Here is a 23,054-nt window from a genome sequence, read left to right on the forward strand (position 1 = left end):
GGCACCCGAGGATACCCGGGCGCGCGCCCACCCGGCGCGCGGGCCGGATGCCGGAACCGCGGGGCGGGTGTGTAAAGATATCGCCATGTCTCGACGCTCCTCGACCGGCTGGCTGGCCGGAGCCGCCGGCCTCGCCGTCGCCGTCGCGGCCGCATGGTTCGGCATCGACTTAGGCTCCGGCGACGGCGCACAGCCCGCCGACGCCACCGCGGCCGACTCCACCGCAACCAGCGCGGTCGGCAGCACCGCCACCACCGCCGCCGGCCACGGCGGCGGCGCAGCCACGGCGACGGAACGTGCGACGGGGACCGACGGGACGTCGGCAATTGAGACCTGCCCGCTGGACACCCTGCCTGAGGAGGCCGCGGACACCGTCGCGGACGTGCGCGCCGGCGGGCCGTTTGAGCACCCGGACAACGACGGGACGCGCTTCGGCAACTACGAGGGGCGACTTCCGGATCAGGCCCGCGACCACTACCGTGAGTACACCGTGGACACGCCGGGGCTCGACCACCGGGGCGCGCGCCGGATCGTCACCGGCGGCGAACCGCCCGAGGACCCCGAGACCTGGTACTACACCGCCGACCACTACGAATCCTTCTGCGAGATCCCGGACGCCTGAACCTGCCATGACCCAGACCCACACCCGCTTCATGCGTAACCCGATCATCATCACCACGCCCGTGCGCGAGCCGCGCGACCTCTACGACGCGCTCGCACGTGCCACTTACCGCGCCGGGCGGCCCGCGCCGCGCAACCTCGACGGCATGGCGGACCTGATCAAGGAGTACGGCGTCTCGCGCGTTCTGTGCGCCCACTGGCGGCTGCCCGACTCCGACGACGCCCGCGTGCGCGCCGTCCTCGCCGACCTCGGCGTCGAGCTGCAGCTCTAGCCCATGAACACGGAGAGGTCCGCGGACTCGCGGGCCATGCGCTCCAGGCGCGACTCTGTCAGCGAGGCGATCTGGTCGACGACCACGCGCTGACGGCCGGCCTCCGAGTCGGCCTGGCGCCACCAGTCGGCGAACATCGGGTCGAGTGCCCCCGGCGCGCCCGCGCTCAGGTAGTCGAAGACGCGGAAGATGCGCTCGCGCTGCCGGTCCTGACGGGCGATGTGGGAGCGCTGGTCCATCACGTAGAGCACGGCGATGGTCTTGAGCAGCGTTACCTCCGCGCGCGCCTGCGCAGGCACGACCAGCCGGCCGTGGTGGCGGCCCAGCTTCCCGGCCTCCGCGTCGGCCTCGTCGAGGCTGGCCTGCACCGTGGCGCCGACGTAGCGGCCCACCAGCTCGCTGGTCATCTTCTTCAGGCGGGCGAAGGAACGCAGGTTGCCGGTGAATTCGGCGGCGTCGTTGACCACGTCGAGCTGGCGCAGGTGGTCGGCGGCGGCGACGAGCTCCTCGGGGGCGCCGCCGAAGGCGCGCGCACCGGCCTCCGCGAGCTCGGCGAGCTCGACGAGGTCCCACAGCACCGCCAGCGAGATGCGCCCGGAGACGATGCCGTCCTCGACGTCGTGGACGGAGTAGGCGATGTCGTCGGCCCAGTCCATCGCCTGCGCCTCGAGCGACTTGTCCGTGCCCGGGTTGCCCTCGCGGATCCAGGCCAGGACCGCGGCGTCCTCGTCGTAGCAGCCGTACTTGCGGCGGTGGCTGCCGTCGGCGGCGGTGCGGGTGTACGGGTACTTGCACGCGGCGTCGAGGGCGGCGCGGGTGAGGTTGAGCCCGTAGCTGGTCTCCCCGTCGACGGCCTTGGGCTCGAGGCGGGTGAGGATGCGCAGCGTCTGCGCGTTGCCCTCGAAGCCGCCGCATTCCGCGGCGACCTCGTCGAGGGCGCGCTCGCCGTTGTGGCCGTAGGGCGGGTGCCCGATGTCGTGGGTCAGCCCCGCCAGCTCCGAGAGGTCCGGGTCCATGCCCAGCCCCGAGCCGATGCCGCGGGCGATCTGGGCGACCTCCAGCGAGTGCGTCAGGCGCGTGCGCGGCGTGTCGCCGTCGCGGGGGCCGACGACCTGGGTCTTGTCGGCCAGCCGGCGCAGCGCGGCAGAGTGCAGCACGCGCGCGCGGTCGCGGGAGAAGGCGCTGCGGTGGTCGGTCTCGGTCGCGGCGATCCAGCTGCCCTTCGGCCCCTCGGCCAGGCGACGTTCGGTGTCGGCGGACGAGTAGGTGTACACGCAGGCGATACTAACCGCCGATGGTGCGGAAATGGCTGCGACGTGCCGGTTTCACCGCCTCCACTATTGTTGGCCCCATGACGAAACCGCGCGTGATCCTCGCCGCCCTCGGCGCCGCCGCCATTGTCCCGCTTGCCGACGCCGCGCTGCTCCCCGTCGCGTTCGCCGCGACCGATGCGTCGGTCGCCGTCTCCCAGGGGCCGCAGTCCTACAGCCAGAGCGTGGTCGACGAGGCCGGGGTGCTCAGCGACGACCAGGTCGCGGACCTGAACAAGCAGATCGCCCAGTACCAGGTCGACCACCAGCGCTCGCTGATGGTCGTCTTCGTGCCGGACTTCGGCGGCCTGGGCCCCGAGGAGTACGCCCGCGACACCGTGCAGGCCAACGGCGGCAACAACCTGGCCGTCATGGTGGTCGCCCCGGAGCTGCGCCAGTACTTCGTGCAGGGCGGGGTGGACTGGTCGCAGTCCGAGATCGACGACCTGGACAAGGCCGTGCGTCCCCACCTCTCCGACGGCGACTGGAACGGCGCCGCGCAGGCCTTCATCGACGCCGCCGTGAGCTCCGGGCAGATCTCCGGCGAGTCCGTCGCCTGGCTGGGCGGGGCGGCGGTGGCCGCCGCGGGTGCGGGCGGTGGCCTGTGGGCCTGGTCGCGGCGCAAGCGCAACCGCGACGAGGCCGAGCAGCTCGAGAGCGCGCGGCGCATCGACCCGACCGACACCGACTCGCTGGCGCGCCTGCCGCTGGAGACCCTCGAGCAGCTGGCCCACGAGGCCGTGGTGGCCACCGACGAGTCGCTGCGCCGGGCCGAGGAGGAGCTGCGCCTGGCCCGCGCCGAGTTCGGCGAGCAGCGCGCCCGCCCCTTCGCCGAGGCCGCCGCGCACGCCCGCCGGGCGATGGACTCCGCCTACGCCACCCAGGACCGCCTGGACGCGGCCGCGGGCTCGGACGCCGAGCGCCGCCAGCTGCTGGCCGGGGTGATCACGGACTGCTCGAAGGCGCAGGCCGCCCTCGATTCGCAGGCCAAGGACTTCGCGGACAACCGCGAGATGCTGCTGACCGCCGAGAACCACATCGCGGAGCTGATGCGGCGCACCGTCGACGTGCGCGCCCGCATCCCGGAGGCCCGCCGCCGCCTCGAGGCGCTGCGCGCGAACCACTCCGAGGAGGCGCTCAGCTCGGTGGCCGACAACCCGGAGCTGGCCGAGGCCGGCGTCGACGAGGCCGAGAAGCGCCTCGACCAGGCCCGCGAGCTGGCCGACCGGCCCGCCGGCCAGCAGGGCGGCGTGGTGGCCGCGATCCGCGACTCCGAGCACGCCGTGGAGGTCGCCGAGCGGATGCTCGACGCCGTCGAACACGCCGAGGACAACCTGGCCACCGCGCGCACCCAGCTGCCGGACCTCTACGCCGAGATCGACGGCGAAATCGCCCAGGCCCGCGAGCTGGCCGCCCGCGGCCGGGCCAGTGGTGCCCAGGGCGACTGGGCCGGCCTCGAGGCGCTGGCCGACGAGGCGACCTCGGCGCTGGCCGCCGGGCGCGAGCGTGGGACGGCCGATCCCCTGGGCGCCTTCACCGACCTGACCGAGCTCGACGGGCGCCTCGACGACGCCCTGGAGCAGGCCGGCGAGGCCACCGCCGGGCAAGAGCGGCTGCTGCGCGTCTACCGCCAGCAGCTCGACGCCGCGCGCGCCGCGGTGCAGTCGGCCGACGACCTGATCGCCTCGCGCGGGCCGATCGTGGGCTCCCGGGCCCGCGGCGAGCTGGCCGCGGCCGCCCAGCTGCTGCAGCGCGCCGAGGCCGCCGGCGACCCGCGCCAGGGCGCGGACCTGGCCGGGCAGGCCGCCCGGCGTGCCCAGCAGGCCGCCCGGCTGGCCAAGAACGACTACGACGACTACCAGCGCCGCCAGCGGCGCAACCAGTCCGGCGGCAACGGCGGGGCGTTCCTGGCCGGCATGCTCGTCAACGGGATCCTCTCCTCCGGCGGCCGCGGCGGGTTCGGCGGCGGCTTCGGCGGCGGAGGCGGATTCGGGGGCGGCGGCTTCGGCGGCGGGGGCGGCGGTTTCGGCGGCGGCGCCGGCGGGCGGTTCTAGCCGCTAGGTGCGCGTCTTGCGCACCGGGGAGTCGACCATCACGCACGCCCAGGACAAGAACACCGCGTCGGCGGCGGGCATGGGCGACATCTCCTCGGGGTCGTCGACGATCTCGACGGCGCCAGAGATACGCGGGCGCACCAGCGCGACGGGCCCCGAGTTGGCCCGGATCACGCGCTCCTTGCGCCACAGCGAGGTGCGGTTCATCTCGTAGTCGCGCCCCTCGCACGAGCCGTGCAGGTGCTGGACCGTCAGCCCCCTCTGGGCGGCGGTGTAGACCGCGCCGCCGGCGGTGGTGGCCCGCAGGCGGAAACGCCCGCCCGGGCTGTACTCGAGGAGCATGCGCTCCCCGGCGTGGAAGAGGACGTCGGAGCGCACGGAGGCGACCTGGTGGCCGAGGCCGTCGAAGAGCTCGTTGCCCCGCCACACCCAGGTGCCCGTATCCGCCCCGCCGAACAGCCCCGTCGCGTCCGTCATGGCGTCGACCCTAGATCAGGAAGGTCAGCACGGCCAGGATGGTGGCCGCCACCAGGGTCACGATGACCATCCCCGAGGTCCGCGAGAGCTTCGCCTCCAGGATCGTGCGGGTGAAGAAGCTCAGCGCCACGACCTCGTCGCGGGTCAGCGCGTCGATGGCGGCGCGGGCCTTCTCCGGCTCCTCCTCGTCGGCGGAGAACTCCAGGATGCTGCGGCGCACCCCGTTGTTGGTGCCGGAGAACTGCGCGATCTTCACGCCGTCGGGGTCGAGGACGACCCAGTTGGAGCTGTTCTCGTTGACCAGGGTGAGCTTCTTGCCAGCCAGGTCCACGGCGACCTGCTTCTTCGGGCCGGCCGCCCCGTCGGCGCGGAACTCGCGGCCGTCGCCGGTGCGCACCAGCACGCCCTTGGCCCCGTCGGCCTTGAGCTGCCAGGTCTCGCCGCCGACCTCGGCCTTCTCCACGCCGAAGCTGCCCAGCTCCTCCGGGCCCTTGCCCACCAGCAGCACGGCGTTCTCGCCGGCGTGGCGCGGGCCCCACGAGGTGTAGTGGATGTCAGTCACACAAATCTCCTCCCTAGTCCGCGTGTCAGCAGCCGATGAGGCGGGCGGCCAGGTAGCCCTCCAGCTCGTCGAGGGCGACGCGCTCCTGCTCCATGGTGTCGCGGTCGCGAACGGTCACCGCGGCGTCGTCAAGCGTGTCGAAGTCGACGGTGACGCAGAACGGGGTGCCGATCTCGTCCTGGCGGCGGTAGCGGCGACCGATCGCGCCGGAGGTGTCGAAGTCGACGTTCCAGTGCTTGCGCAGGGTCTCGGCGACCTCGCGGGCCTTGCCGGCCAGCGGCTCCTTCTTGGACAGCGGCAGCACGGCGACCTTGACCGGCGAGAGGCGGTAGTCGAGCTTGAGCACGACGCGCTTGTCCACGCCGCCCTTGGCGTTGGGGGCCTCGTCCTCGTGGTAGGCGTCCACCAGGAAAGCCATCATCGCGCGGCCCAGGCCGGCGGCCGGCTCGATGGTGTAGGGGATCCAGCGCTCCTCGTTGTTCTGGTCGTAGAAGCTGAGGTCCTCACCGGAGGACTCGGAGTGCACGCGCAGGTCGTAGTCGGTGCGGTTGGCCACACCCTCGAGCTCGCCCCACTTCGAGCCGGTGAAGCCGAAGGCGTACTCGACGTCGACGGTGCGCTTCGAGTAGTGCGACAGCTTCTCCTTCGGGTGCTCGTAGAGGCGCAGGTTCTCCGGGTCAATGCCCAGGTCGATGTACCACTGCAGGCGGTCGTCGATCCAGTACTGGTGCCACTGCTCGTCCTCGCCGGGCTTGACGAAGAACTCCATCTCCATCTGCTCGAACTCGCGGGTGCGGAAGATGAAGTTGCCGGGCGTGATCTCGTTGCGGAAGGACTTGCCGATGTTGGCGATGCCGAACGGCGGCTTCATGCGCGCCGAGTTCATCACGTTCTTGAAGTTGATGAAGATGCCCTGGGCGGTCTCCGGGCGCAGGTAGTGCAGGCCCTCCTCGTCGTCGACGGGGCCCAGGAAGGTCTTGAGCAGGCCGGAGAAGGCGCGCGGCTCGGTCCAGTTGCCGGGCTGGCCGGTCTCCGGGTCGTTGATGTCGGCCAGGCCATTCTCCGGGGCGTGCCCGTGCTTCTCCTCGTAGGCCTCGATGAGGTGGTCGGCGCGGTAGCGCTTGTGGGTGTGCAGCGACTCGACCAGCGGGTCGGTGAAGACCTCGACGTGGCCGGAGGCGACCCACACCTGGCGCGGCTGGATGATCGAGGTGTCCACGCCGACGACGTCGCCGCGCGAGGTGACCATGTGGCGCCACCACTGGCGCTTGATGTTCTCCTTGAGCTCCACGCCGAGCGGGCCGTAGTCCCAGGCGGAGCGCGTACCGCCGTAGATCTCGCCGGCCGGGTAGACCAGACCGCGCCGCTTGCACAGGTTGACGACGGTGTCGATGACGGATTGCTGCGCCATGGGAGAGAGGGCTCCTCGTTGTGGTTGATGGGTGGGACTGTCTGGACACACCGTACAAAAGTTGGAGCACGGTGGCACACGTGCGCTCCATTCTAACCGTCCGCCCGACCCGCTCCCCCGACGCCCCCGGGGCCGCGTCGCGGCGGGCACGGGCCTGCGCGGACCCATGCGCGCGGCGACGTATGCGTTACGAACTCACAAACGAAGCTAAATCACCGACATAACACGTCTGTTGTATGATTCTTCACATCAAGGAACTTGCTCCGTGAATGCATTTCACCTAATGGTCCTGGTAGCGGGCCTGCCGGGCGGTTGCGGCAGGCGAAGCGCTGGCCACACGCCTGCGGTGACTTCTTGGACCGAGTAGACGGCGTCGATAGAATGCGGGCCCGGAGGCACCGAACAAGATTGGTAAGACTCTCATGACGACGAAAAACTTGATAGGGAACAGCGACGACCGGCCCGAAGAGGTCACTGACGCCGCCCGGGTGCTCAGCACCCTGGACTCGGTGCTCCGTTTGAAGATCGTGAAGCTCCTGCAGCAGCACGACCACTTCGTCCACGAGCTGGTCAAGGAGCTCGGCAAGTCCCAGCCCCTCAGCTCACAGCATCTGAAGGTGCTCAAGATGTCCGGACTCGTCGAGTCCGAGCGTCGCGGCCGCGAGGTCATGTACCGCCTGACCACCCCGGAGGTGGGCGACCTGATCGACCAGGCGGCCCGGCTCGCCGCCATCGTGCGCGGCAGCGCCCCGCAGATGAGCCACCAGGCCTGAGCGCGGCCGCTGTTTCCCTAAAGCACATCACGCTCCTCACACAACCGACCGGCCGGGCCGGTGACGACACGCGACGTAGTCACCGGCCCGGCCGACGCGTCTGTTCACCCGGTCGCGCCTCGCCGCACCCGGCGACGCACCCGCGGGTCACCTGCGCCGATGCACGGCCCGTGCGCCCGACTGCAACTACAATGAGTTCCAACAACAACTGGTTTCCCGCCGCCTGAAGGAGTGTCGCACCATGGGCACGGTCAGTTCCGCCATACCGAAGCTGGGCACGCGCAGCACCCGCCAGCGCTCGGCGATCGTGTCCGTCCTGCTGGAGCTGGACAACTTCGCCTCGGCCAAGAAGATCCACTCCGAGCTCAAGGAGCGCGGCGAGAAGGTCGGCCTGACCACGGTCTACCGCACCCTGCAGTCGCTCACCGAGATCCACGCGGTCGACGCGCTGCACATGGCCAGCGGCGAGACGCTCTACCGCCACTGCATGACCGAGAAGCACCACCACCACCTGGTGTGCACCGAGTGCGGGCGCACCGAGGAGATCGACGGCGGGCCGGTGGAGAAGTGGGCCTCCCAGGTCGCCTCGAGCCACGGCTTCGAGCTGACCGGCCACGACGCCGAGGTCTACGGGCTGTGCCCCGAGTGCCGGGAGAAGAAGGCCCGCGCGGAGAAGGACGGCGCGGGGAAGGACGGCGCCAAGTAGCGCCCCTCCCCCGCCGGCGCTGACCTCTCAGCCGGCTCAGCCGAGCACGACGCCGAAGATGGAGCCCAGCGCCCAGGTCACCCCTGCCGCGCCCAGGCCGATGAGCAGCTGGCGCACGGCGCGCCACAGCGGCGGGCGGCCCGAGAGCACGCCGGTGACCCCGCCGGTGAACAGCAGCGCCATCGAGACCAGGACGATCGCGATGACCGCGCCGACGGCGATGCTCGCGCCGAAGATGAACGGCAGCACCGGGATCAGCGCGCCGAGGCCGAAGCAGCAGAACGACGACAGCGCCGCCGCCCAGGCGCAGTCCACGCCGGACTCCTTGGCCGCCGGGGCGGCACCCGCCGGCACCTGGCTGTTGAGCTCGGCCTGGCGGAACTGCTCGAGGGCCTCGCGGGCGCGCTCCTGCGCGTCGTCCTCCTCGAGCCCGCGGGCCCGGTAGACCAGGGCCAGCTCGTTGGCGTTGACGTCGAGCTCCGGAATGACCCGGCCGATCTCGTCGTTGGGGCGGGTCGCCTCGAGCAGCTCGGCCTGCGAGCGCACCGAGATGAACTCGCCGGCGGCCATCGACAGCGCGCCGGCCAGAAGCCCCGAGATGCCGGTGATCAGCACGATGGTGGGGCTGACCCCGGAGCCGAGGATGCCGAGCACCAGGGCGAGGTTGGAGACCAGGCCGTCGTTGGCGCCGAAGACGGCCGCGCGGAAGCCGCCGGAGATGCGCTGGCGGGACTGCTCGGCCAGGCCGCGCACGACCTCGGAGTGCACGCGCTCATCGGCGGCGATCTGGTCCGGGGCGTCCGCGTCGTCGATGTAGGGGGTGCGCGCCTCGGCGGACTGCATCAGGGCGAGCACGAAGACGGAGCCGAGGTTCTTGGCCAGAAAGCCCATGAAGCGGGTGTGCAGGCCCGGCTGCTGGGGCATGCCGACGTACTCGCCGAGCTTGGCGCGCCAGTACTCCTCGTGGCGGGACTCGGAGTCGGCCAGGCGCAGCAGGATGTCGCGCTCGGCGCCCTCCTTGCGGTGTGCCAGCTCCCGGTAGACGGCGGCCTCGGCGCGCTCGTTGGCCAGGTAGCGCCGCCAGCGCTTGATCTGGCGGGCGGTCGGCGGCTCCTCGACGGGCCGCACGTCCGCGCCGTTGTCCTCGCTCACCTGGTCTCCTCCTTCCGCCGGAACCCATAGCAGCGTACCCGCACGGGCGGGCGGAGGGAAGACAGGTCGGCGGCCGGGAAAAGTTCGCTCAGGCCCCGCCGGTCACTTCACCCCGCCGAACCGGCGGTCGCGCTTGGCGTACTCGAGCACGGCGTCGAAGAGGTCCTGTTTGGTGTAGTCCGGGAAGAGCTTGTCCTGGTAGACCATCTCCGCGTAGGCCGACTCCCACAGCAGGAAGTTCGAGGTGCGCCGCTCGCCGGAGGGGCGCAGGAAGAGGTCCACGTCCGGCATCTCCGGGTCGTAGAGGTAGTCGGCGAAGGACTCCTCGGTGACCTGACCGGGGCGCAGCTCGCCGGCGGCGGCGCGGGCGACCAGCTTCCGGGCGGCGTCGACGATCTCGGCGCGCCCGCCGTAGTTGACGCACATCACCAGCGTCATCGCGGTGTTGTCGCGGGTCAGCTCCTCGGCGGCCTCGAGCTCGCGGATCACCGAGCGCCACAGGCGCGGGCGGCGCCCCGCCCACTTGAGGCGCACGTTCTTCTCGTTGAGGATGTCGCGCTCGCGGCGCAGCACGTCGCGGGAGAAGCCCATCAGGAAGCGGACCTCCTCGTGGCTGCGCCGCCAGTTCTCCGTGGAGAACGCGTAGGCGGACAGGTAGTCCACGCCCATCTCGAGGCAGGCGTCGACGGCCTCCATGAGCACCGCCTCCCCGCGGCGGTGGCCCTCGGTGCGCTTCATCCCGCGTTGGCGGGCCCAGCGGCCGTTGCCGTCCATGACCAGTGCGATGTGTCGCGGGACCAGCTCGGCCGGGACACCCGTCGCCGCGAACGTGCCGGCGACCCCTGCGGAATTCTGCTCAGTCACAGGCCCAATTGTGCCAAAGCGCCCGCCGCCGCGGCGGCTCACCCCTCGTCGAGCACCGCCAGGGCGGCCACCCGCCCCTCGACCTGCCACTGCAGGTGGGCGCGGGTCAACCGGTGGGCCACGGCGGCCAGCTCGGCGCCGCCCTCCCCGGCGACGACGGCCACGGCCTGCTCGACGCGGTCGTGGGCGAGCAGCCACATCAGGTGCAGCGCCTCGGTGGGCACGTCCGCCGAGCCGCTGGGCCGGCAGTGCAGGCACACCGCTCCCCCGGCGCCCGGGTGGAAGGCGTGGTGCGGGCCCGGCGCCGAGCACTGCGCGCAGTCGAAGAGGCTGAGCGCCCAGCCGGCGTGCGCGGTCGCCTGCAGGATGAAGGCGTCCAGGGCGAGGACGGGGCGGGCGGCGCGCTGGATGCGCCCCAGGGTGACCAGCGCGGCGTCGTAAAGAAACGAGTCGGAGCCGTCCTCGGCGACGGCCAGGCGCTCGGCGCACTCGAGGGCCGCGCAGGCGGCGGCGTAGCGCTCGTAGTCGTCGATGATGCCGGAGCCGAAGAAGGCGACGGTGTCCGCGCCCGTGATCGTGGCGAGGTTGCGGCCCGGGTAGAGCTGGACGTCGAGGTCGACGAAGAGCTGCAGGCGCGAGCCGAAGCGCGACTTCGCCCGGCGCACCCCCTTGGCCACCGAGCGCACGATGCCGTGGCCGCGGGTCAAGAGAACGATGACGCGGTCGGCCTCGGCGAAGTCGTAGGTGCGCAGCACCAGCGCCCGGTCGCGGAAACTCTCCCTGCGCACGACCCTCCTAGAAGCCTAGCCGGCCGAGCGCCTTCGGGTCGGACTGCCAGTTCTTCAGCACCTTGAAGCGCAGGTCCAGGTAGACGTTCTGGCCGAGCAGGTCGATGATGCCGCGCCGGGAGGTCGAGATGATCCGGCCCATGCGGCGGCCCTGCTGGCCCTCGATGATGCGGCGCTGGCCGGGGCGCTCGATGAAGATGACGGCGTGCACGTCGAGCACGCCCTCGCGCTCCTCGTTCGGGAGGATCTCGTCGACCTGGACGGCCACCGAGTGCGGCAGCTCGTCGCGCAGGCCGGACAGGGCGGCCTCGCGGATCAGCTCCGCGATGCGGGTCTCGGTGTCGTCGTCGGTGACGTGGTCGTCCGGGTAGAGCTTCGGGCCCTCCGGCAGCAGGCCGGTGATCACGTCGAGCAGCACGTCGAGCTGCACGCCGTCCTTCGCGGAGACGGGCACGACCTCGCTCTCGCCGCCGAGCAGCTCGTGCAGGGCGAGCAGCTGGGCTCCGACGGCGTCGCGGGAGACCTTGTCGGTCTTGGTTACCACTCCGACGACCGGGGTGCGCGGCGCGGCAGCACGCACGTTGTCCAGGATCCAGCGGTCGCCGGGACCGATCTTCTCGTCGGCCGGGATCGTCAGCGCGATGACGTCGACGTCGGAATAGGTCTCCTGGACCTGCGCGTTGAGGCGCTCGCCGAGCAGGGTGCGCGGGCGGTGCAGGCCCGGGGTGTCGACGAGGATGATCTGGGCGTCCGGGCGGTGGACGAGCCCGCGGATGGGGTGGCGGGTCGTCTCGGGCTGGTCGGCGGTGATGGCGATCTTCTCGCCGACCAGGGCGTTGGTCAGCGTCGACTTGCCGGTGTTCGGCCGGCCAACGAAGCTTAAGAAACCGGAGCGGAAGCCCTCGGGGGTGTCGGTGAAACTCACGCGGGCCAGTCTAACCGCCCCGGCCCCCGCACTAGACCTCGCGGACCTCGAACTGCCCGCGCGGGTTGGCGAAGAAGTCCTGCGCGGCGACCAGCTCGAGCTCGCGGCTGTCGCGCTCGAAGGTCAGCTTGAGCAGGTCGAAGACGCTCGAGGCGGTCTTGGCCAGGGCGCCGGCCGCGTCCCGGGTGGGCAGGTAGTGGCCGGTGAACAGCGCGGCGGTGACGTCGCCGGAGCCGTTGCGCTTGAACGGCAGGTAGGGCGTCTGCGCCAGGTAGCGCCCGGAGTCGTCGACGACGAGGATCTCGACGGTGCCCTCGGGGCGGTCGGGGCGCTCGACGGAGGTGACCAGCACGGTCTTCGGGCCCATTGCGCGGGCGGCCTCGACGGCGTCCAGGGTGGACTCGAGGTCGGTGGCCTCGCGGCCGGTCAGGTAGCCCAACTCGAACTGGTTGGGGGTGATCACGTCGGCCACCGGCACGACCTTGTCGCGCAGCAGCGGCGGGATGGCGTCGTCGACGTGGCAGCCGGACTTGGCGTTGCCCATGACCGGGTCGCAGACGTAGAGCGCCTCGGGGTTGGCGGCGCGCACCTGCGCGGCGGCGTCGATGATGACGTCGGCGATGTCGGAGCCGCCCTGGTAGCCGGAGAGCACGGCGTCGACGTTGGCGAGCTCGCCGCGCTCGGCCACACCCTTGACGACGGCGGCGACGTCGGCGGCGGGCAGCGCCGGGCCGCGCCACGCGCCGTAGCCGGTGTGGTTGGAGAAGTTGACGGTGTTGACGGGCCAGACCTCGTGGCCGAGGCGTTGGAGGGGGAAGACGGCCGCGGAGTTGCCCACGTGGCCGTAGGCGACGGCGGACTGGATGGAGAGCACGTTCATGGCTTATATCGTGCCGTGCCGCCTTCCGCGCCGGTCACTCGGGGTCGGTTGCGTCCCCCGGGGCGTCGGGAAGCTCGACGAGGACGTGGCGCACGCGCACGCGCCCGCGGCGGTCGTGGCCGCCCTCGGCGGTCAGCTTCATCCCGTCAACGGTGACGTGGCTGCCGGGCAGGGGCACGCGCCCGAGCTCAAAGGTGATCACGCCGGCGACGGTGTCGACCTCGTCGGTGATCTCGTCGTCGAACTCGCGGCGCTCGCCGGTCGCGTCGCGCAGGCCGGAGGCCAGCTCCTCCAGCGACATGTGGGCGACCACGCGGAAGGTCCGGTCGTCGACGCGCTCGAAGGGGTCGTCGTCGGCGGCGTCGTACTCGTCGGCGATCTCGCCGACGATCTCCTCGAGGATGTCCTCCATGGAGACCATGCCGGCGATCACGCCGTACTCGTCGACGAGCATCGCCAGGTGGTTCTGGTCGCGCTGCATCTGGTGCAGCAGGGCGTCGAGCGGGGTGGAGTCGGGCACGAACTGGGCGGGGCGCACCACGTCGCGCACGAGCACGGAGCGCCCGCCGTCGGTCATGTGGTACGTGCGCGCCACGAGGTCCTTGAGGTAGACCACGCCGACGATCTCGTCGATGCTCTCGCCGATGACGGGGATGCGCGAGTGGCCGGAGCGCACGCACAGGCTGGTCGCCTGGCCGGCGGTCTTCGTGTCCTCGATCCAGATCATCTCCGGGCGCGGCACCATGATCTGGCGGGCGATGGTGCCGGCCAGGTCGAAGACGTTCTGGATCATCCGGTGTTCCTCGACCTCGACGATCCCGTGCTCCTGGGCGATGTCGACCATCTCGCGCAGCTCGACCTCGGTGGCGTACGGCCCGTCGCGGAAGCCGCGGCCCGGGGCCAGCAGGTTGCCCAGGCGGATCAGCAGGCGGGAGAAGGGTCCCAGGATCTTGTGCACGGCGCTGAGCACCACGGCGGTGCGCAGGCAGACCGAGTAGGGGTTCTTGCGCCCGACGGTGCGGGAGAAGACGCCGACGACGACGAAGCTGATCAGCGAGACCGCGAGGATCGCCGTGGTCAGCGCCCAGCCGGCCGAGTCGATCACGCCGAGCGCGAGCGCTGCGGCGAAGACGGCGGCGGTGGCGTCCAGGACGGTGCCCAGAAGCACCAGGATGTTGATGTGCTCGGCGCGGCGGTCGAGCACGCGCAGCAGCTTGTACGCGCCGGGGCGCTCGTCCTCGACGAGCTGCTCGACGCGGGCGCGCGAGATGCTCTCCAGCGCCGACTCGGTGGTGCCCAGCAGGCCGGAGAGCAGCAGCGCCAGGACGGTGACGGCCGCGGAGATGAGCAGGCTCACCGGCTAGGCCTCCCCGTCCGCCCCGTCGTCGCAGGGGCGCGGCTCGGCGATCGGCGGCACGCCGCCGCCGGGGACCTTGCGGTCGAGCTCCTCGCGGTCGGCCGCACTCGGGAAGGCGGCCGCGCCGGTCGGCTTGGGCGGGAACTTCGCCCCGCGGCGCTCGGCGTCGTCGTACCAGTCGGCCAGAAGCTCGTTCTGGAGGGCGAACATCTCGCGCTCCTCGTCGGCGGTGGCGTGGTCGTAGCCGAGCAGGTGCAGGCAGCCGTGGACGGTCAAGAGCGCCAGCTCGTGGTCGAGGCCGTGGCCTGCGACGTCGGCCTGGCGCTTGGCGAACTCGGGGCACAGCACGATGTCGCCGAGCATGGTCGGCCCGGGCGCGTCCGCGTCCGGCCGCCCGCCGACGGCACCCGGGGTGGGCCCGTCCATGGGGAAGCTCATCACGTCGGTGGGCCCCTCCAGGTCGAGCCAGCGCACGTGCAGGTCCGCGATGGTGTCCTGGTCGACGAGGTAGATGCTCGCCTCGGCCTCCGGGTGGACGTCGAGCTCGCCGAGCGCGAAGGAGATCACGTCGATGAGCATCTCCTCGTTGACGCCGGGGTAGCCGGACTCGTTGAAGACCTCGATGGCCATTGGTCAGTTCTCCTTCCGCCCCGCGCCGCGTGCCGGGCGCTCCTGGCGGTCCTGGTCGAATCGGTCGTAGGCGTCGACGATGCGCCCGACAAGGGCGTGGCGCACGACGTCGTCGGCGGACAGCTCCGCGAAGTGGATGTCCGGCACCCCGCGCAGGATGCGGCGGACCTGGCGCAGGCCGGAGGCCTTGCCGCCGGGCAGGTCGACCTGCGTGATGTCGCCGGTGACCACCATCTTGGAGCCGAAGCCGAGGCGGGTGAGGAACATCTTCATCTGCTCGGCGGTGGTGTTCTGCGCCTCGTCGAGGATGACGAAGGCGTCGTTGAGGGTGCGCCCGCGCATGTAGGCCAGCGGGGCGACCTCGACCACGCCGGACTCCATGAGCTTGGGGATGGACTCCGGGTCCACCATGTCGCGCAGGGCGTCGTGCAGCGGGCGCAGGTACGGGTCGATCTTCTCGCCGAGGGTGCCGGGCAGAAAGCCCAGCTTCTCGCCGGCCTCGACGGCCGGGCGGGTCAGGATGATGCGGGAGACCTGGCGGGCCTTGAGCGCCTGGACGGCCTTGGCCATGGCCAGGTAGGTCTTGCCGGTGCCGGCCAGACCGATGCCGAAGACCACCGTATTCTCGTCGATGGCGTCGACGTAGTCCTTCTGGCCCATGGTCTTGGGCCGGATGGTCTTGCCGCGCCGGGAGACGATGTCCGAGCCGACCATCGCGGCGACGGACTCCGGGGACTCGGCGGTGACCAGGCGGACGGTGTGGCGCACGGTGTCGGGCGTGACGGCCTGCCCGCGCCCGGCGTGCGAGGCCAGCTCCGCGATGGCGCGCTTGGCCCGTTGCACCTCGTGGCCGGGGCCGGTCAGGGCGACCTCGCCGCCGCGGGCGAAGACGTCGCAGTCGATGAGGTTGGCCAGCACACGCAGGTTCGCGTCCCCCGGGCCGACGACCTGCGCGGCGACCGCCTCGTCGAGGCGGACGGTGCCGGTGACCACCGGCGTGCGGGCGGGCTTGGGTTTCTGCGGGTTATCAGGTGCTGTCACACGGGCTGATGTTACCAGCGGCCGGTCAGCGCCCCGACGGCCGCGAGGGCCAGGGCCCCGGCCGAGGACGCGCGCGCCACCTCCGGGCCCAGGCGCACCGGCTGCGCGCCGGCCTGGCGCAGCCTGTCCAGCTCGTCGTCGCCGATGCCGCCCTCGGGGCCCACCACCAGCACCACGCGCGCCGCGCTCGCAAGCGGAAGATCCCGCAACGGGCGGGTGGCGGACTCGTGCAGCACGGCCACGACGGTGCCCTCCCCCACCTCAGAGAGATTGCCGACGAGTGCGTGCGTGTCCACCGGTCCGGTGATGTGCGGCAGGCGCGCGCGACGCGCCTGCTTGCCCGCCTCCCGGGCGCGGTCGGTCCACTTGGCCAGGGCCTTCTCGGCCTTGCCTGGCTTGCCTCCCCAGCGCGCCACGCAGCGGTCGGCCTCCCAGGCGACGATCCGGTCGGCGCCGGCCTGGGTGAGCAGGTCGACGGCGAGGTCGGCGTGCGGGGACTTCGGGATCGCCTGTACCACCGTGACCTCGGGGGCGGGCACCGGGTCGACGCCGGCCTCCTCGACGTCGCAGACCAGCCGGTCTTTGCCGTGCACGGCGGTGACGAGCGCGCGCAGCCGGACCCCCGCGCCGTCGACGAGCTCGACGTGCTCGCCGGGGGTGATGCGCTTGACCGTGACGGCGTGGCGGCCCTCGGGGCCGGTCAGCTCGACGGTGCGCGGCGGCTCGCCGGGAATCGGGGCGTCGAGGAGGAAGACGGGCAGCGACACGGGCGGTCTCCTAGCGGCGGAAGCGGCTGCGCAGGCGGTCGAAGAAGGACTCCTCGCCGTCGCCCTCCTGGGTCACGCGCGCGGATTCGCGCAGGCGGCCGCGGACCTGCTCGAGCAGGTCGCGGGTCTGGTCGTCGACCTCGGTGGGCACGACGACGTCGATGTGGGCGAGCATGTCGCCGTGGCCGTCGCTGCGCAGCCGCGGCATGCCGCGGCCCTCGACGCGCACGCGCTCGCCGGGCTGGGTGCCGGCGGCTACGTCGATGGCGACGTCATCGCCGTCCAGGCCGGTGACGGTGACCGAGCAGCCCAGGGCGGCGTCGACCATGGGCACGCGCACGGTGAAGTCCAGGTCGTCGCCGTCGCGGGTGAAGACAGGGTGGCGCTTGGTGGCGACCTCGACGTAGAGGTCGCCGGCCGGGCCGCCGCCGTGGCCGACCTCGCCGGCGCCGGCCATGCGGATGCGCATGCCGTCGGCGATGCCGGCCGGGATGTTGACGGTGATGTCGCGGCGTGCCCGCACACGCCCGCCGCCGTCGCACTTCGGGCAGGGGTCCTCGATGACCTCGCCGAAGCCGGAGCACTTCGGGCAGGGCCGGGAGGTCATCACGTTGCCCAGGAAGGAGCGCTGCATCTCCTGGATCTCGCCCGCGCCGCCGCACTGGTCACAGGTGACGGGCTTGGCCTTGGAGGCCGAGCCGGTGCCCTCGCAACGGTTGCAGAGCACGGCGGTGTCGACGGTGACCTCCTTGCGCAGGCCGGAGTAGGCCTCCTCGAGGGTGATCACGGTGCGCAGCAGGGCGTCGTTGCCCGGCTGGACGCGCGAGCGCGGGCCGCGGGTGCCGCCCTGGCCGAAGAAGGCCTCGAAGATGTCGCCGAGGCCACCCCCGGCGCCGAAGCCGCCGAAGCCGCCCCCGGCGCCCGCCTGGCCCTGCTCCATGGGGTCGCCGCCCATGTCGACGATGCGGCGCTTGTCCGGGTCCGTGAGCACCTCGTGCGCCACGGAGATCTCGCGGAACTTCTCCGCGGCCTCCTCGGAGGGGTTCACGTCCGGGTGGTACTTGCGGGCGAGCCTCCGGTAGGCCTTCTTGATCTCTTTGTCCGAGGCGGACTTGTCCACCCCCAGAATGGCGTAGTAATCGCGGGCCACAGTTGCAACAGATCCTTTACGAGAAACGGGTACAAACGTGCCGGTGTGACTGCACCGGTCGATCAGACTGGCAAGTGTACTAGCAAGCCGGGCTCACTCACCGGTGAGGACGCGCGAGACGTAGCGCGCGACCGCGGCCACCCGGGCGATGGTGCCCGTGTAGTCCATGTAGGTCGGGCCCACCACGCCGAGCCCGCCGAGGGTCGCGCCCTCCGCGCCGTAGCCGGCGGTGACCACGGAGGCGCCGCGCAGCTCCTCGTTCTCGATCTCGTCGCCGATGAGCACGCTGACGTTGCCCAGGTCGGGCACGTTGGCCAGCAGCCGCAGGATGACCACCTGTTCCTCGAGGGCGTCGAGGACCACGGGCAGCGTGTTGGAGACGGCCCCGGCCATGCGCGAGAGGTTCGCGGTGCCGGCGAGGATGATGCGGTCGTTGGGCTGCTCGACGAGGGTCTCGATGAGCACCGTGGAGGCGCGGATGACGGCCTGGCGCACGTCGGCCGGCGCCTCGGCGGCCAGGTGGCCGAGCCGCGCGGAGGCCTCGGTGAGGGTGTAGCCGACGAGGGCGGAGTTGAGCAGGTCGCGGAGCCTGGCGACGTCCTCGTCGTCGACGGGGGCGTCGAGCTCGACGTTGCGCTGGTCGACGCGCCCGGTGTCCGTGATGAGCACGAGCAGCAGGCGCACCTGGCTGAGTGCGACGACCTCGCAGTGCTTGACGCGCGAGACGGTCAGGGTGGGCAGCTGGACCATCGCGGCCTGGCGGGTCAGCTGGCTGAGCAGCTGCACCGAGCGGCGCAGCACGTCCTCGAGATCCACGCCCTGCTCCAGGAAGGAGGAGATGGCCTTGCGCTCGGGTCCGGACAGCGGCTTGACGTTGTGCAGCTGGTCGACGAACTGGCGGTAGCCCTTCTCGGTGGGGATGCGCCCGGAGCTGGCGTGCTGCTGCTGGATGTAGCCCTCAGACTCGAGGACGGCCATGTCGTTTCGGATCGTGGCCGAGGAGACGTCCAGCTTGTGGCGTTCCAGCAGCGTCTTGGAGCCGACGGGCTCCTGCGAGGCGATGTAGTCGGCCACGACGGCGCGCAGCACCTCGCGGCGGCGGTCGTCGGTGGATCGGGCCATCCCTGCCGCGCCTCCTCTCGCTCGACGTCTCTTGCTCTCGTTGACGGCCTGCGCCGTCCTTTCGCACCCCGGAGTCTACCCGCCCGGTTCAGTCCTCCTCGGCGATGAGCAGGTCGGTGACGATGCCGTCGGCGAGCAGGCGCCCGGCGTCGGTGACGCGCAGGCGTCCGTCGACGGTCTCGAGGAGCCCGCGGGCGGTGAAGTCGGCGACGGCGGCGTCGGCGCGCCCCGAGAGCCACTCGCGCGGGATGCCCCGGGCCAGGCGCAGGCCGAGCATGATGCGCTCGGTGTGGCGGTCTTGCCTGGTCAGCATTTCCCCGCCGGCCAGCGGCAGGCCGCCTTCGGCCACCGCACGGGCGTAGGTGGCCGGGTGCTTGACGTTGTGGAAGCGGGTGTCCACCACGTGCGAGTGCGCCCCGGGGCCCGCGCCCCACCAGTTGCCGTCGACCCAGTAGATCTCGTTGTGCCGGCACTCCCCGCCCGGGCGGGCCCAGTTGGACACCTCGTACCAGTGCAGGCCGGCCTCCCGCAGGCGGGCGTCGATGAGCTCGTAGCGGGCGGCGAGCACGTCCTCGTCCGGGGCGGGCAGCTCGCCGCGGCGCACCTTGCGCGCCATGGCGGTGCCCTCCTCGACGATCAGGGAGTAGGCGGAGACGTGGTCGACCCCGGCGTCGAGGACGGCGTCGAGGGTGGCGCGCACGTCGTCGTCGGTCTCGGTGGGCGTGCCGTAGATCATGTCGAGGTTGACGTGCTCGAAGCCGGCCGCGCGCGCCTCGCGGGCGGCGGCGACAGGCCGGCCCGGGGTGTGGCGGCGCTGCAGGACCTGAAGGACGTGGCCGGCGGCCGACTGCATGCCCAGCGACACGCGAGTGAAGCCTGCTGCACGCACCCCGGCGAAGAACTCCGGGGAGGTCGACTCCGGGTTGGACTCGGTGGTCACCTCGGCGTCGGAGGCCAGGCCGAAGGAGCCGCGCACGGCGTCGATAAGCCGGGTCAGCCCCGCGGCCCCGAGCATGCTGGGGGTGCCGCCGCCGACGAAGACGGTGTCGGCGGCGCGCAGCTGACCGCGGCGCTCCATCAGCTCGGCGGCGCGCTCGAGTTCGACGGCCAGGGCGTCGAGGTAGCTGCCCGGAGAGGCCGAGGTGCCCAGTTCACCGGGGGTGTAGGTGTTGAAGTCGCAGTAGCCGCAGCGCGTGGCGCAGAACGGCACGTGGACGTAGACGCCGAAGGGTACGGCGGCGAACTCCGCGCGCGCCTCGGGCGTGGCGGTCTCGGGCAGGGTGAAGGTCTCGGCGGGTGACTGGCGCATGGCCCGGCCAGTCTATCCGGCCGCTCCCCCGGTGCCGGAGGCGGCGCGACGGCGGGCGGCCACGCGGGCGACCACGGCGTCGATGCGGGCGCGCTCGGCCAGGAAGGCCGCCGGGTGGCTGCCGCGGCGGGCGCGGGCGTAGGCCGGGTAGGCCTCGGCGACGGTGGCGCACCAGCCCTCGACGGCGGCGTGCACGTCGGCGGCCAGGCGGGCCAAAAAGTGCGGGTAGCTGAAGGAGTCGAGGTCGCGGGCGACGGTGTCAGTGCGCTCCAGCAGGTGCTCGACGAGGGCGGCCAGGTGGTCGGTGGTCGCGGTGGTGCGCCCGTCCAGGGCGGCGGCCAGCTCGGCGACGACCACGGGGCCGGTCAGCGGGTGGCCGGCGAGCAGGTCGGCGGCGGTGAGCTGGCCGGGGCCGTCCGCGGCCGGCGCGGCGGCCGGGCGGTTGAAGACGCTCAGGGTCCCGGAGCGCACCCCGGAGGTCAGCGCCTGGCGCAGGCCGACCAGTTCGCCGAGGACGACGCGGGAGTCCGCGCGGCCCTCGCCGGCGATGATGTCGAACTCGGCGAGGCAGTCGTGGACGAGCTCCACGTCGAAGTCCGCCACGGCCTCGGCGAGGTTCTCGATGTAGGAGGCGACCTCGTCACCGATGTCGTAGAGCTCCTGGGTGAGCTCGCGGTGGCGCAGCTCCGCCGCGAAACGCTGCATGACTACCTCGGTGCTCCTTTCCGACGGGATCCCCGCCGTCCCCACGTGGGAACTCTAACCTTGAAGTTCTCCTTGAGACTTCTGCCGACAGCCATAGACTCTATGGCAGTCCGCGGGGAAATTCCGGACGGCGCGCCGGGCGCGCGGCGGGCGCCGCGCGGCTCACGCCGCGGCGCGAGGCTGACGCCTCGCCCCAGAGTTAGCGGCGGTAGATCTTGTCGATCGCGTCCGCGTAGCGCTCGGTGACCACGTTGCGCTTGACCTTCAGCGTCGGGGTCAGCTCGTTCTGCTCCTCGGTCAGGTCACGGTCGAGGATGTGGAACTTCTTGATGCCCTCCGCGTGGGAGACGGTCAGGTTCGCCTGGTTGATGGCGTCCTGGATCTCCGCGCGCAGGCCCGGGTCGGTGGCCACCTCGCGCACCGAGCGGTGCTCGGGGATGTTGTGGTCCATCTTCCAGCGGCCCAGCTCCTCGTCGTCGAGGGTGAGCAGCACGCCGATGAAGGGCTTGCCGTCGCCGACCACGAGCGCCTGGCTGATCAGCGGGTGGGAGCGCAGCATGTCCTCGAGCGGCCCCGGGGAGACGTTCTTGCCCCCGGCGGTGACGATGAGGTCCTTCTTGCGGCCGGTGATGAAGATGTAGCCGTCCTCGTCGATCTCGCCGAGGTCGCCGGTGTTGTACCAGCCGTCCTCGAAGGACTTCTCGGTCGCCTCCGGGTTCTTCCAGTACTCCTTGAAGACCCAGGGGCCCTTGAAGAGGATCTCGCCGATGTCGTTGATCTTCACCGAGCCGCCGCCGAGCGGGCGGCCCACGGAGCCGATCTTCTGGTCCTCGAAGTCGACGGAGGCGGCCGCGCAGGTCTCGGTCAGGCCGTAGCCCTCGAAGACGCCGAGGCCGATGCCGCGGTAGAAGTGCAGCAGCTCGCTGCCCATCGGCGAGCCGCCGGTGATGCAGTACTCCACGCGGCCGCCGACGGCCTCGTGGATCTTCTTGTAGACGAGCTTGTGGTACAGGCGGTGCTGGGCCTCCTGGTAGCGGTTGGGGCCGCCCGGGGTGTCCATGGCCTTGGAGTACTCGATGGCGGCCTGCTCGGCGCGGGCGAAGATCGCGCGGCCGACGGGGCCCTTCTCCGCGGCCTGGGAGGCGGCGGCGTTGCGCACCTTCTCGAAGACGCGCGGCACGCCGAGCAGCAGGTTCGGCCGGAAGCGGGCCAGCTGCACCTGCAGGGTGCGGGTGTCCGGCCAGTGAGACTGCAGGCAGCCGACGACCACGCAGGCCAGCGAGACCGCGCGCGCGAGCACGTGGGCCAGCGGCAGGTAGGTCAGCACGGACTTGCCCGGGGCCACGGCGTTGGCGGCGATCGGGTTGGTCAGCAGCGCGCGGACCTGGGACAGCCAGTTGTAGTGGGTCTGCACGCAGCCCTTGGGCCGGCCGGTGGTGCCGGAGGTGTAGACGATCGAGGCCACGTCCGAGGAGCGGGTGTTCTCGATGCGCTCCCAGACCACGGCGTCGTCGAGGCCGCGGCCCTCGAACTTGAGGGTGTCCACGCCGGAGGAGTTGATCTCCACGATGCGGCGCAGCTGGGTCGGCGAGCCGACCAGGCGCGGGTTGCCCTCGGAGTCGAGGACGAGGTTGCGCATCATGTCGGTGTGCTCGCCGGTCTCGGTGACGGCGAAGACGGCGCCGGAGTCCTCGACGATCCACTGGATCTGGGCGGCCGAGGAGGACGGGTAGATCGGCACGAGCACCGCGCCGGCGGCCGAGATGGCGAAGTCCATGAGCGACCACTCGTAGCGGGTGGCCGCCAGCAGGATCACGCGGTCGCCGGGCTCGACGCCGTTGGCGATGAGCCCCTTGGCCACCTCGAAGATCTCCTCGAGGAACTCCTCGGAGGTGACGTTGACCCACTCGTAGTTGTGCGGCCGCAGGAAGCTGATGCCGTAGGGACGGTCGCGCACCTGGTCGATGAAGGCGGTCAGGACGGTCTCATTCGGCCCGACCTCGAATTCGGCCGGGGTGGAGAACTCACGCCCCGCGGACGCCGCGGGCGCGGCGTCGGGGTTGTGGTCGTCCCGGGTGGTCGGCTGGTCGGCCTCGGTCACAGTGGTGCTCACTTTCCTCGCTCCATCGCTCTGGGGTGCATGTACGGGGTACCCCCGCGACGGCGAAACAGGACGGA

The 23,054-nt window shown here is 71.7% G+C and carries 23 protein-coding genes; 5 read left to right on the forward strand and 18 right to left on the reverse strand.

All coding sequences use genetic code 11. The annotated features are described in order from the left end of the window. Nucleotides 1–85: 85 nt before the first annotated feature. Together QQA02_RS01990 and QQA02_RS01995 are read left to right on the forward strand one after the other, a co-directional pair. Entirely contained in the window at nt 86–622 is a 537-nt protein-coding gene (locus QQA02_RS01990; protein ID WP_284773417.1) for a guanyl-specific ribonuclease, read from the forward strand. A gap of 7 nt (nt 623–629) precedes the next feature. Continuing rightward, on the forward strand, nt 630–893 hold the full coding sequence (locus tag QQA02_RS01995; RefSeq protein WP_284773418.1) for a hypothetical protein: 264 nt from the start codon (nt 630–632) through the stop codon (nt 891–893). On the opposite strand, the gene QQA02_RS02000 is transcribed toward QQA02_RS01995, so the two are convergent. Further along, a complete protein-coding gene (locus tag QQA02_RS02000) occupies nt 890–2,167 on the reverse strand; it encodes a deoxyguanosinetriphosphate triphosphohydrolase (protein ID WP_284773419.1) in 1,278 nt (425 codons plus the stop codon). The two genes, QQA02_RS01995 and QQA02_RS02000, sit on opposite strands and share 4 nt — an antisense overlap. A gap of 77 nt (nt 2,168–2,244) precedes the next feature. On the opposite strand from QQA02_RS02000, the gene QQA02_RS02005 reads away from it, so the two are divergent. Then, complete coding sequence (locus tag QQA02_RS02005; protein ID WP_284773421.1) at nt 2,245–4,257, forward strand: TPM domain-containing protein; 2,013 nt, start codon at nt 2,245–2,247, stop codon at nt 4,255–4,257. Nucleotides 4,258–4,260: 3 nt separating this feature from the next. Here the strand turns inward: QQA02_RS02005 and QQA02_RS02010 are convergent, their stop codons facing one another. Genes QQA02_RS02010 through QQA02_RS02020 form a run of 3 tightly spaced genes read right to left on the reverse strand, consistent with a single transcriptional unit; the run spans nt 4,261 to nt 6,707 of the window. Continuing rightward, nucleotides 4,261–4,734: a hypothetical protein gene (locus QQA02_RS02010; protein ID WP_284773422.1), complete on the reverse strand. Its 474-nt coding sequence runs from the start codon at nt 4,732–4,734 to the stop codon at nt 4,261–4,263. Between the two features lie 10 nt (nt 4,735–4,744). After that, the gene (locus tag QQA02_RS02015; protein WP_284773424.1) at nt 4,745–5,296 is read right to left on the reverse strand and encodes a hypothetical protein; all 552 of its coding nucleotides are present in this window, start codon (nt 5,294–5,296) and stop codon (nt 4,745–4,747) included. A 25-nt stretch (nt 5,297–5,321) separates the two neighbouring features. Further along, nucleotides 5,322–6,707, reverse strand: a complete 1,386-nt coding sequence (locus QQA02_RS02020; RefSeq protein ID WP_284773426.1) for a glycine--tRNA ligase — start codon at nt 6,705–6,707, stop codon at nt 5,322–5,324. A gap of 422 nt (nt 6,708–7,129) precedes the next feature. On the opposite strand from QQA02_RS02020, the gene QQA02_RS02025 reads away from it, so the two are divergent. Continuing rightward, the gene (locus QQA02_RS02025; RefSeq protein ID WP_284773427.1) at nt 7,130–7,480 is read left to right on the forward strand and encodes an ArsR/SmtB family transcription factor; all 351 of its coding nucleotides are present in this window, start codon (nt 7,130–7,132) and stop codon (nt 7,478–7,480) included. A gap of 241 nt (nt 7,481–7,721) precedes the next feature. Then, nucleotides 7,722–8,186 carry a Fur family transcriptional regulator gene (locus QQA02_RS02030; RefSeq protein WP_284863116.1) on the forward strand — a complete coding sequence of 155 codons (465 nt, stop codon included), beginning with the start codon at nt 7,722–7,724 and terminating at the stop codon, nt 8,184–8,186. Nucleotides 8,187–8,222: 36 nt separating this feature from the next. Here the strand turns inward: QQA02_RS02030 and QQA02_RS02035 are convergent, their stop codons facing one another. The 14 genes from QQA02_RS02035 to QQA02_RS02100 all read right to left on the reverse strand — a co-directional run bounded on the left by QQA02_RS02035 (nt 8,223) and on the right by QQA02_RS02100 (nt 22,854). After that, on the reverse strand, nt 8,223–9,338 hold the full coding sequence (locus QQA02_RS02035; protein ID WP_284863118.1) for a VIT1/CCC1 transporter family protein: 1,116 nt from the start codon (nt 9,336–9,338) through the stop codon (nt 8,223–8,225). Between the two features lie 102 nt (nt 9,339–9,440). Further along, nucleotides 9,441–10,202 carry an isoprenyl transferase gene (locus tag QQA02_RS02040; RefSeq protein WP_284863119.1) on the reverse strand — a complete coding sequence of 254 codons (762 nt, stop codon included), beginning with the start codon at nt 10,200–10,202 and terminating at the stop codon, nt 9,441–9,443. Between the two features lie 38 nt (nt 10,203–10,240). Further along, nucleotides 10,241–10,990, reverse strand: coding sequence for a DNA repair protein RecO (gene recO, locus QQA02_RS02045; RefSeq protein WP_284863120.1), 750 nt, complete (start codon nt 10,988–10,990; stop codon nt 10,241–10,243). 7 nt (nt 10,991–10,997) lie between these two features. Next, nucleotides 10,998–11,915 carry a GTPase Era gene (era, locus tag QQA02_RS02050; protein WP_284773433.1) on the reverse strand — a complete coding sequence of 306 codons (918 nt, stop codon included), beginning with the start codon at nt 11,913–11,915 and terminating at the stop codon, nt 10,998–11,000. Nucleotides 11,916–11,946: 31 nt separating this feature from the next. Beyond that, nucleotides 11,947–12,795, reverse strand: coding sequence for a pyridoxal kinase PdxY (gene pdxY, locus QQA02_RS02055; protein WP_284863121.1), 849 nt, complete (start codon nt 12,793–12,795; stop codon nt 11,947–11,949). A gap of 34 nt (nt 12,796–12,829) precedes the next feature. Further along, nucleotides 12,830–14,152 carry a hemolysin family protein gene (locus tag QQA02_RS02060; protein ID WP_284773436.1) on the reverse strand — a complete coding sequence of 441 codons (1,323 nt, stop codon included), beginning with the start codon at nt 14,150–14,152 and terminating at the stop codon, nt 12,830–12,832. A gap of 3 nt (nt 14,153–14,155) precedes the next feature. Beyond that, on the reverse strand, nt 14,156–14,782 hold the full coding sequence (gene ybeY / locus QQA02_RS02065; RefSeq protein WP_284773438.1) for an rRNA maturation RNase YbeY: 627 nt from the start codon (nt 14,780–14,782) through the stop codon (nt 14,156–14,158). A gap of 3 nt (nt 14,783–14,785) precedes the next feature. After that, nucleotides 14,786–15,823, reverse strand: a complete 1,038-nt coding sequence (locus tag QQA02_RS02070) for a PhoH family protein (RefSeq protein WP_284863123.1) — start codon at nt 15,821–15,823, stop codon at nt 14,786–14,788. A gap of 11 nt (nt 15,824–15,834) precedes the next feature. Further along, nucleotides 15,835–16,590 carry a 16S rRNA (uracil(1498)-N(3))-methyltransferase gene (locus QQA02_RS02075; RefSeq protein WP_284773441.1) on the reverse strand — a complete coding sequence of 252 codons (756 nt, stop codon included), beginning with the start codon at nt 16,588–16,590 and terminating at the stop codon, nt 15,835–15,837. Between the two features lie 10 nt (nt 16,591–16,600). Further along, nucleotides 16,601–17,740: a molecular chaperone DnaJ gene (dnaJ, locus tag QQA02_RS02080; protein ID WP_284863124.1), complete on the reverse strand. Its 1,140-nt coding sequence runs from the start codon at nt 17,738–17,740 to the stop codon at nt 16,601–16,603. A 93-nt stretch (nt 17,741–17,833) separates the two neighbouring features. Continuing rightward, entirely contained in the window at nt 17,834–18,862 is a 1,029-nt protein-coding gene (gene hrcA / locus QQA02_RS02085) for a heat-inducible transcriptional repressor HrcA (RefSeq protein ID WP_284773443.1), read from the reverse strand. A gap of 88 nt (nt 18,863–18,950) precedes the next feature. After that, on the reverse strand, nt 18,951–20,171 hold the full coding sequence (gene hemW, locus QQA02_RS02090; RefSeq protein WP_284863126.1) for a radical SAM family heme chaperone HemW: 1,221 nt from the start codon (nt 20,169–20,171) through the stop codon (nt 18,951–18,953). Nucleotides 20,172–20,183: 12 nt separating this feature from the next. Continuing rightward, nucleotides 20,184–20,876, reverse strand: a complete 693-nt coding sequence (locus QQA02_RS02095; protein WP_284773446.1) for a hypothetical protein — start codon at nt 20,874–20,876, stop codon at nt 20,184–20,186. 199 nt (nt 20,877–21,075) lie between these two features. After that, nucleotides 21,076–22,854 carry an AMP-dependent synthetase/ligase gene (locus QQA02_RS02100; RefSeq protein ID WP_284773603.1) on the reverse strand — a complete coding sequence of 593 codons (1,779 nt, stop codon included), beginning with the start codon at nt 22,852–22,854 and terminating at the stop codon, nt 21,076–21,078. Nucleotides 22,855–23,054 lie beyond the last annotated feature (200 nt).

The sequence above is a fragment of the Corynebacterium sp. MSK006 genome, assembly GCF_030232385.1.
Taxonomy (GTDB): domain Bacteria; phylum Actinomycetota; class Actinomycetes; order Mycobacteriales; family Mycobacteriaceae; genus Corynebacterium; species Corynebacterium frankenforstense_A.

What these genes read in the sequence shown, in the direction of transcription:
- QQA02_RS02025 (WP_284773427.1), top strand. Translation starts at nt 7,130, where the DNA reads ATGACGACGAAAAACTTGATAGGGAACAGCGACGACCGGCCCGAAGAG.
- ybeY (WP_284773438.1), bottom strand. Translation starts at nt 14,782, where the DNA reads ATGGCCATCGAGGTCTTCAACGAGTCCGGCTACCCCGGCGTCAACGAG.
- QQA02_RS02095 (WP_284773446.1), bottom strand. Translation starts at nt 20,876, where the DNA reads ATGCAGCGTTTCGCGGCGGAGCTGCGCCACCGCGAGCTCACCCAGGAG.
- QQA02_RS01995 (WP_284773418.1), top strand. Translation starts at nt 630, where the DNA reads ATGACCCAGACCCACACCCGCTTCATGCGTAACCCGATCATCATCACC.
- hrcA (WP_284773443.1), bottom strand. Translation starts at nt 18,862, where the DNA reads ATGGCCCGATCCACCGACGACCGCCGCCGCGAGGTGCTGCGCGCCGTC.
- QQA02_RS02005 (WP_284773421.1), top strand. Translation starts at nt 2,245, where the DNA reads ATGACGAAACCGCGCGTGATCCTCGCCGCCCTCGGCGCCGCCGCCATT.
- QQA02_RS01990 (WP_284773417.1), top strand. Translation starts at nt 86, where the DNA reads ATGTCTCGACGCTCCTCGACCGGCTGGCTGGCCGGAGCCGCCGGCCTC.
- hemW (WP_284863126.1), bottom strand. Translation starts at nt 20,171, where the DNA reads ATGCGCCAGTCACCCGCCGAGACCTTCACCCTGCCCGAGACCGCCACG.
- pdxY (WP_284863121.1), bottom strand. Translation starts at nt 12,795, where the DNA reads ATGAACGTGCTCTCCATCCAGTCCGCCGTCGCCTACGGCCACGTGGGC.
- QQA02_RS02030 (WP_284863116.1), top strand. Translation starts at nt 7,722, where the DNA reads ATGGGCACGGTCAGTTCCGCCATACCGAAGCTGGGCACGCGCAGCACC.
- QQA02_RS02010 (WP_284773422.1), bottom strand. Translation starts at nt 4,734, where the DNA reads ATGACGGACGCGACGGGGCTGTTCGGCGGGGCGGATACGGGCACCTGG.
- QQA02_RS02020 (WP_284773426.1), bottom strand. Translation starts at nt 6,707, where the DNA reads ATGGCGCAGCAATCCGTCATCGACACCGTCGTCAACCTGTGCAAGCGG.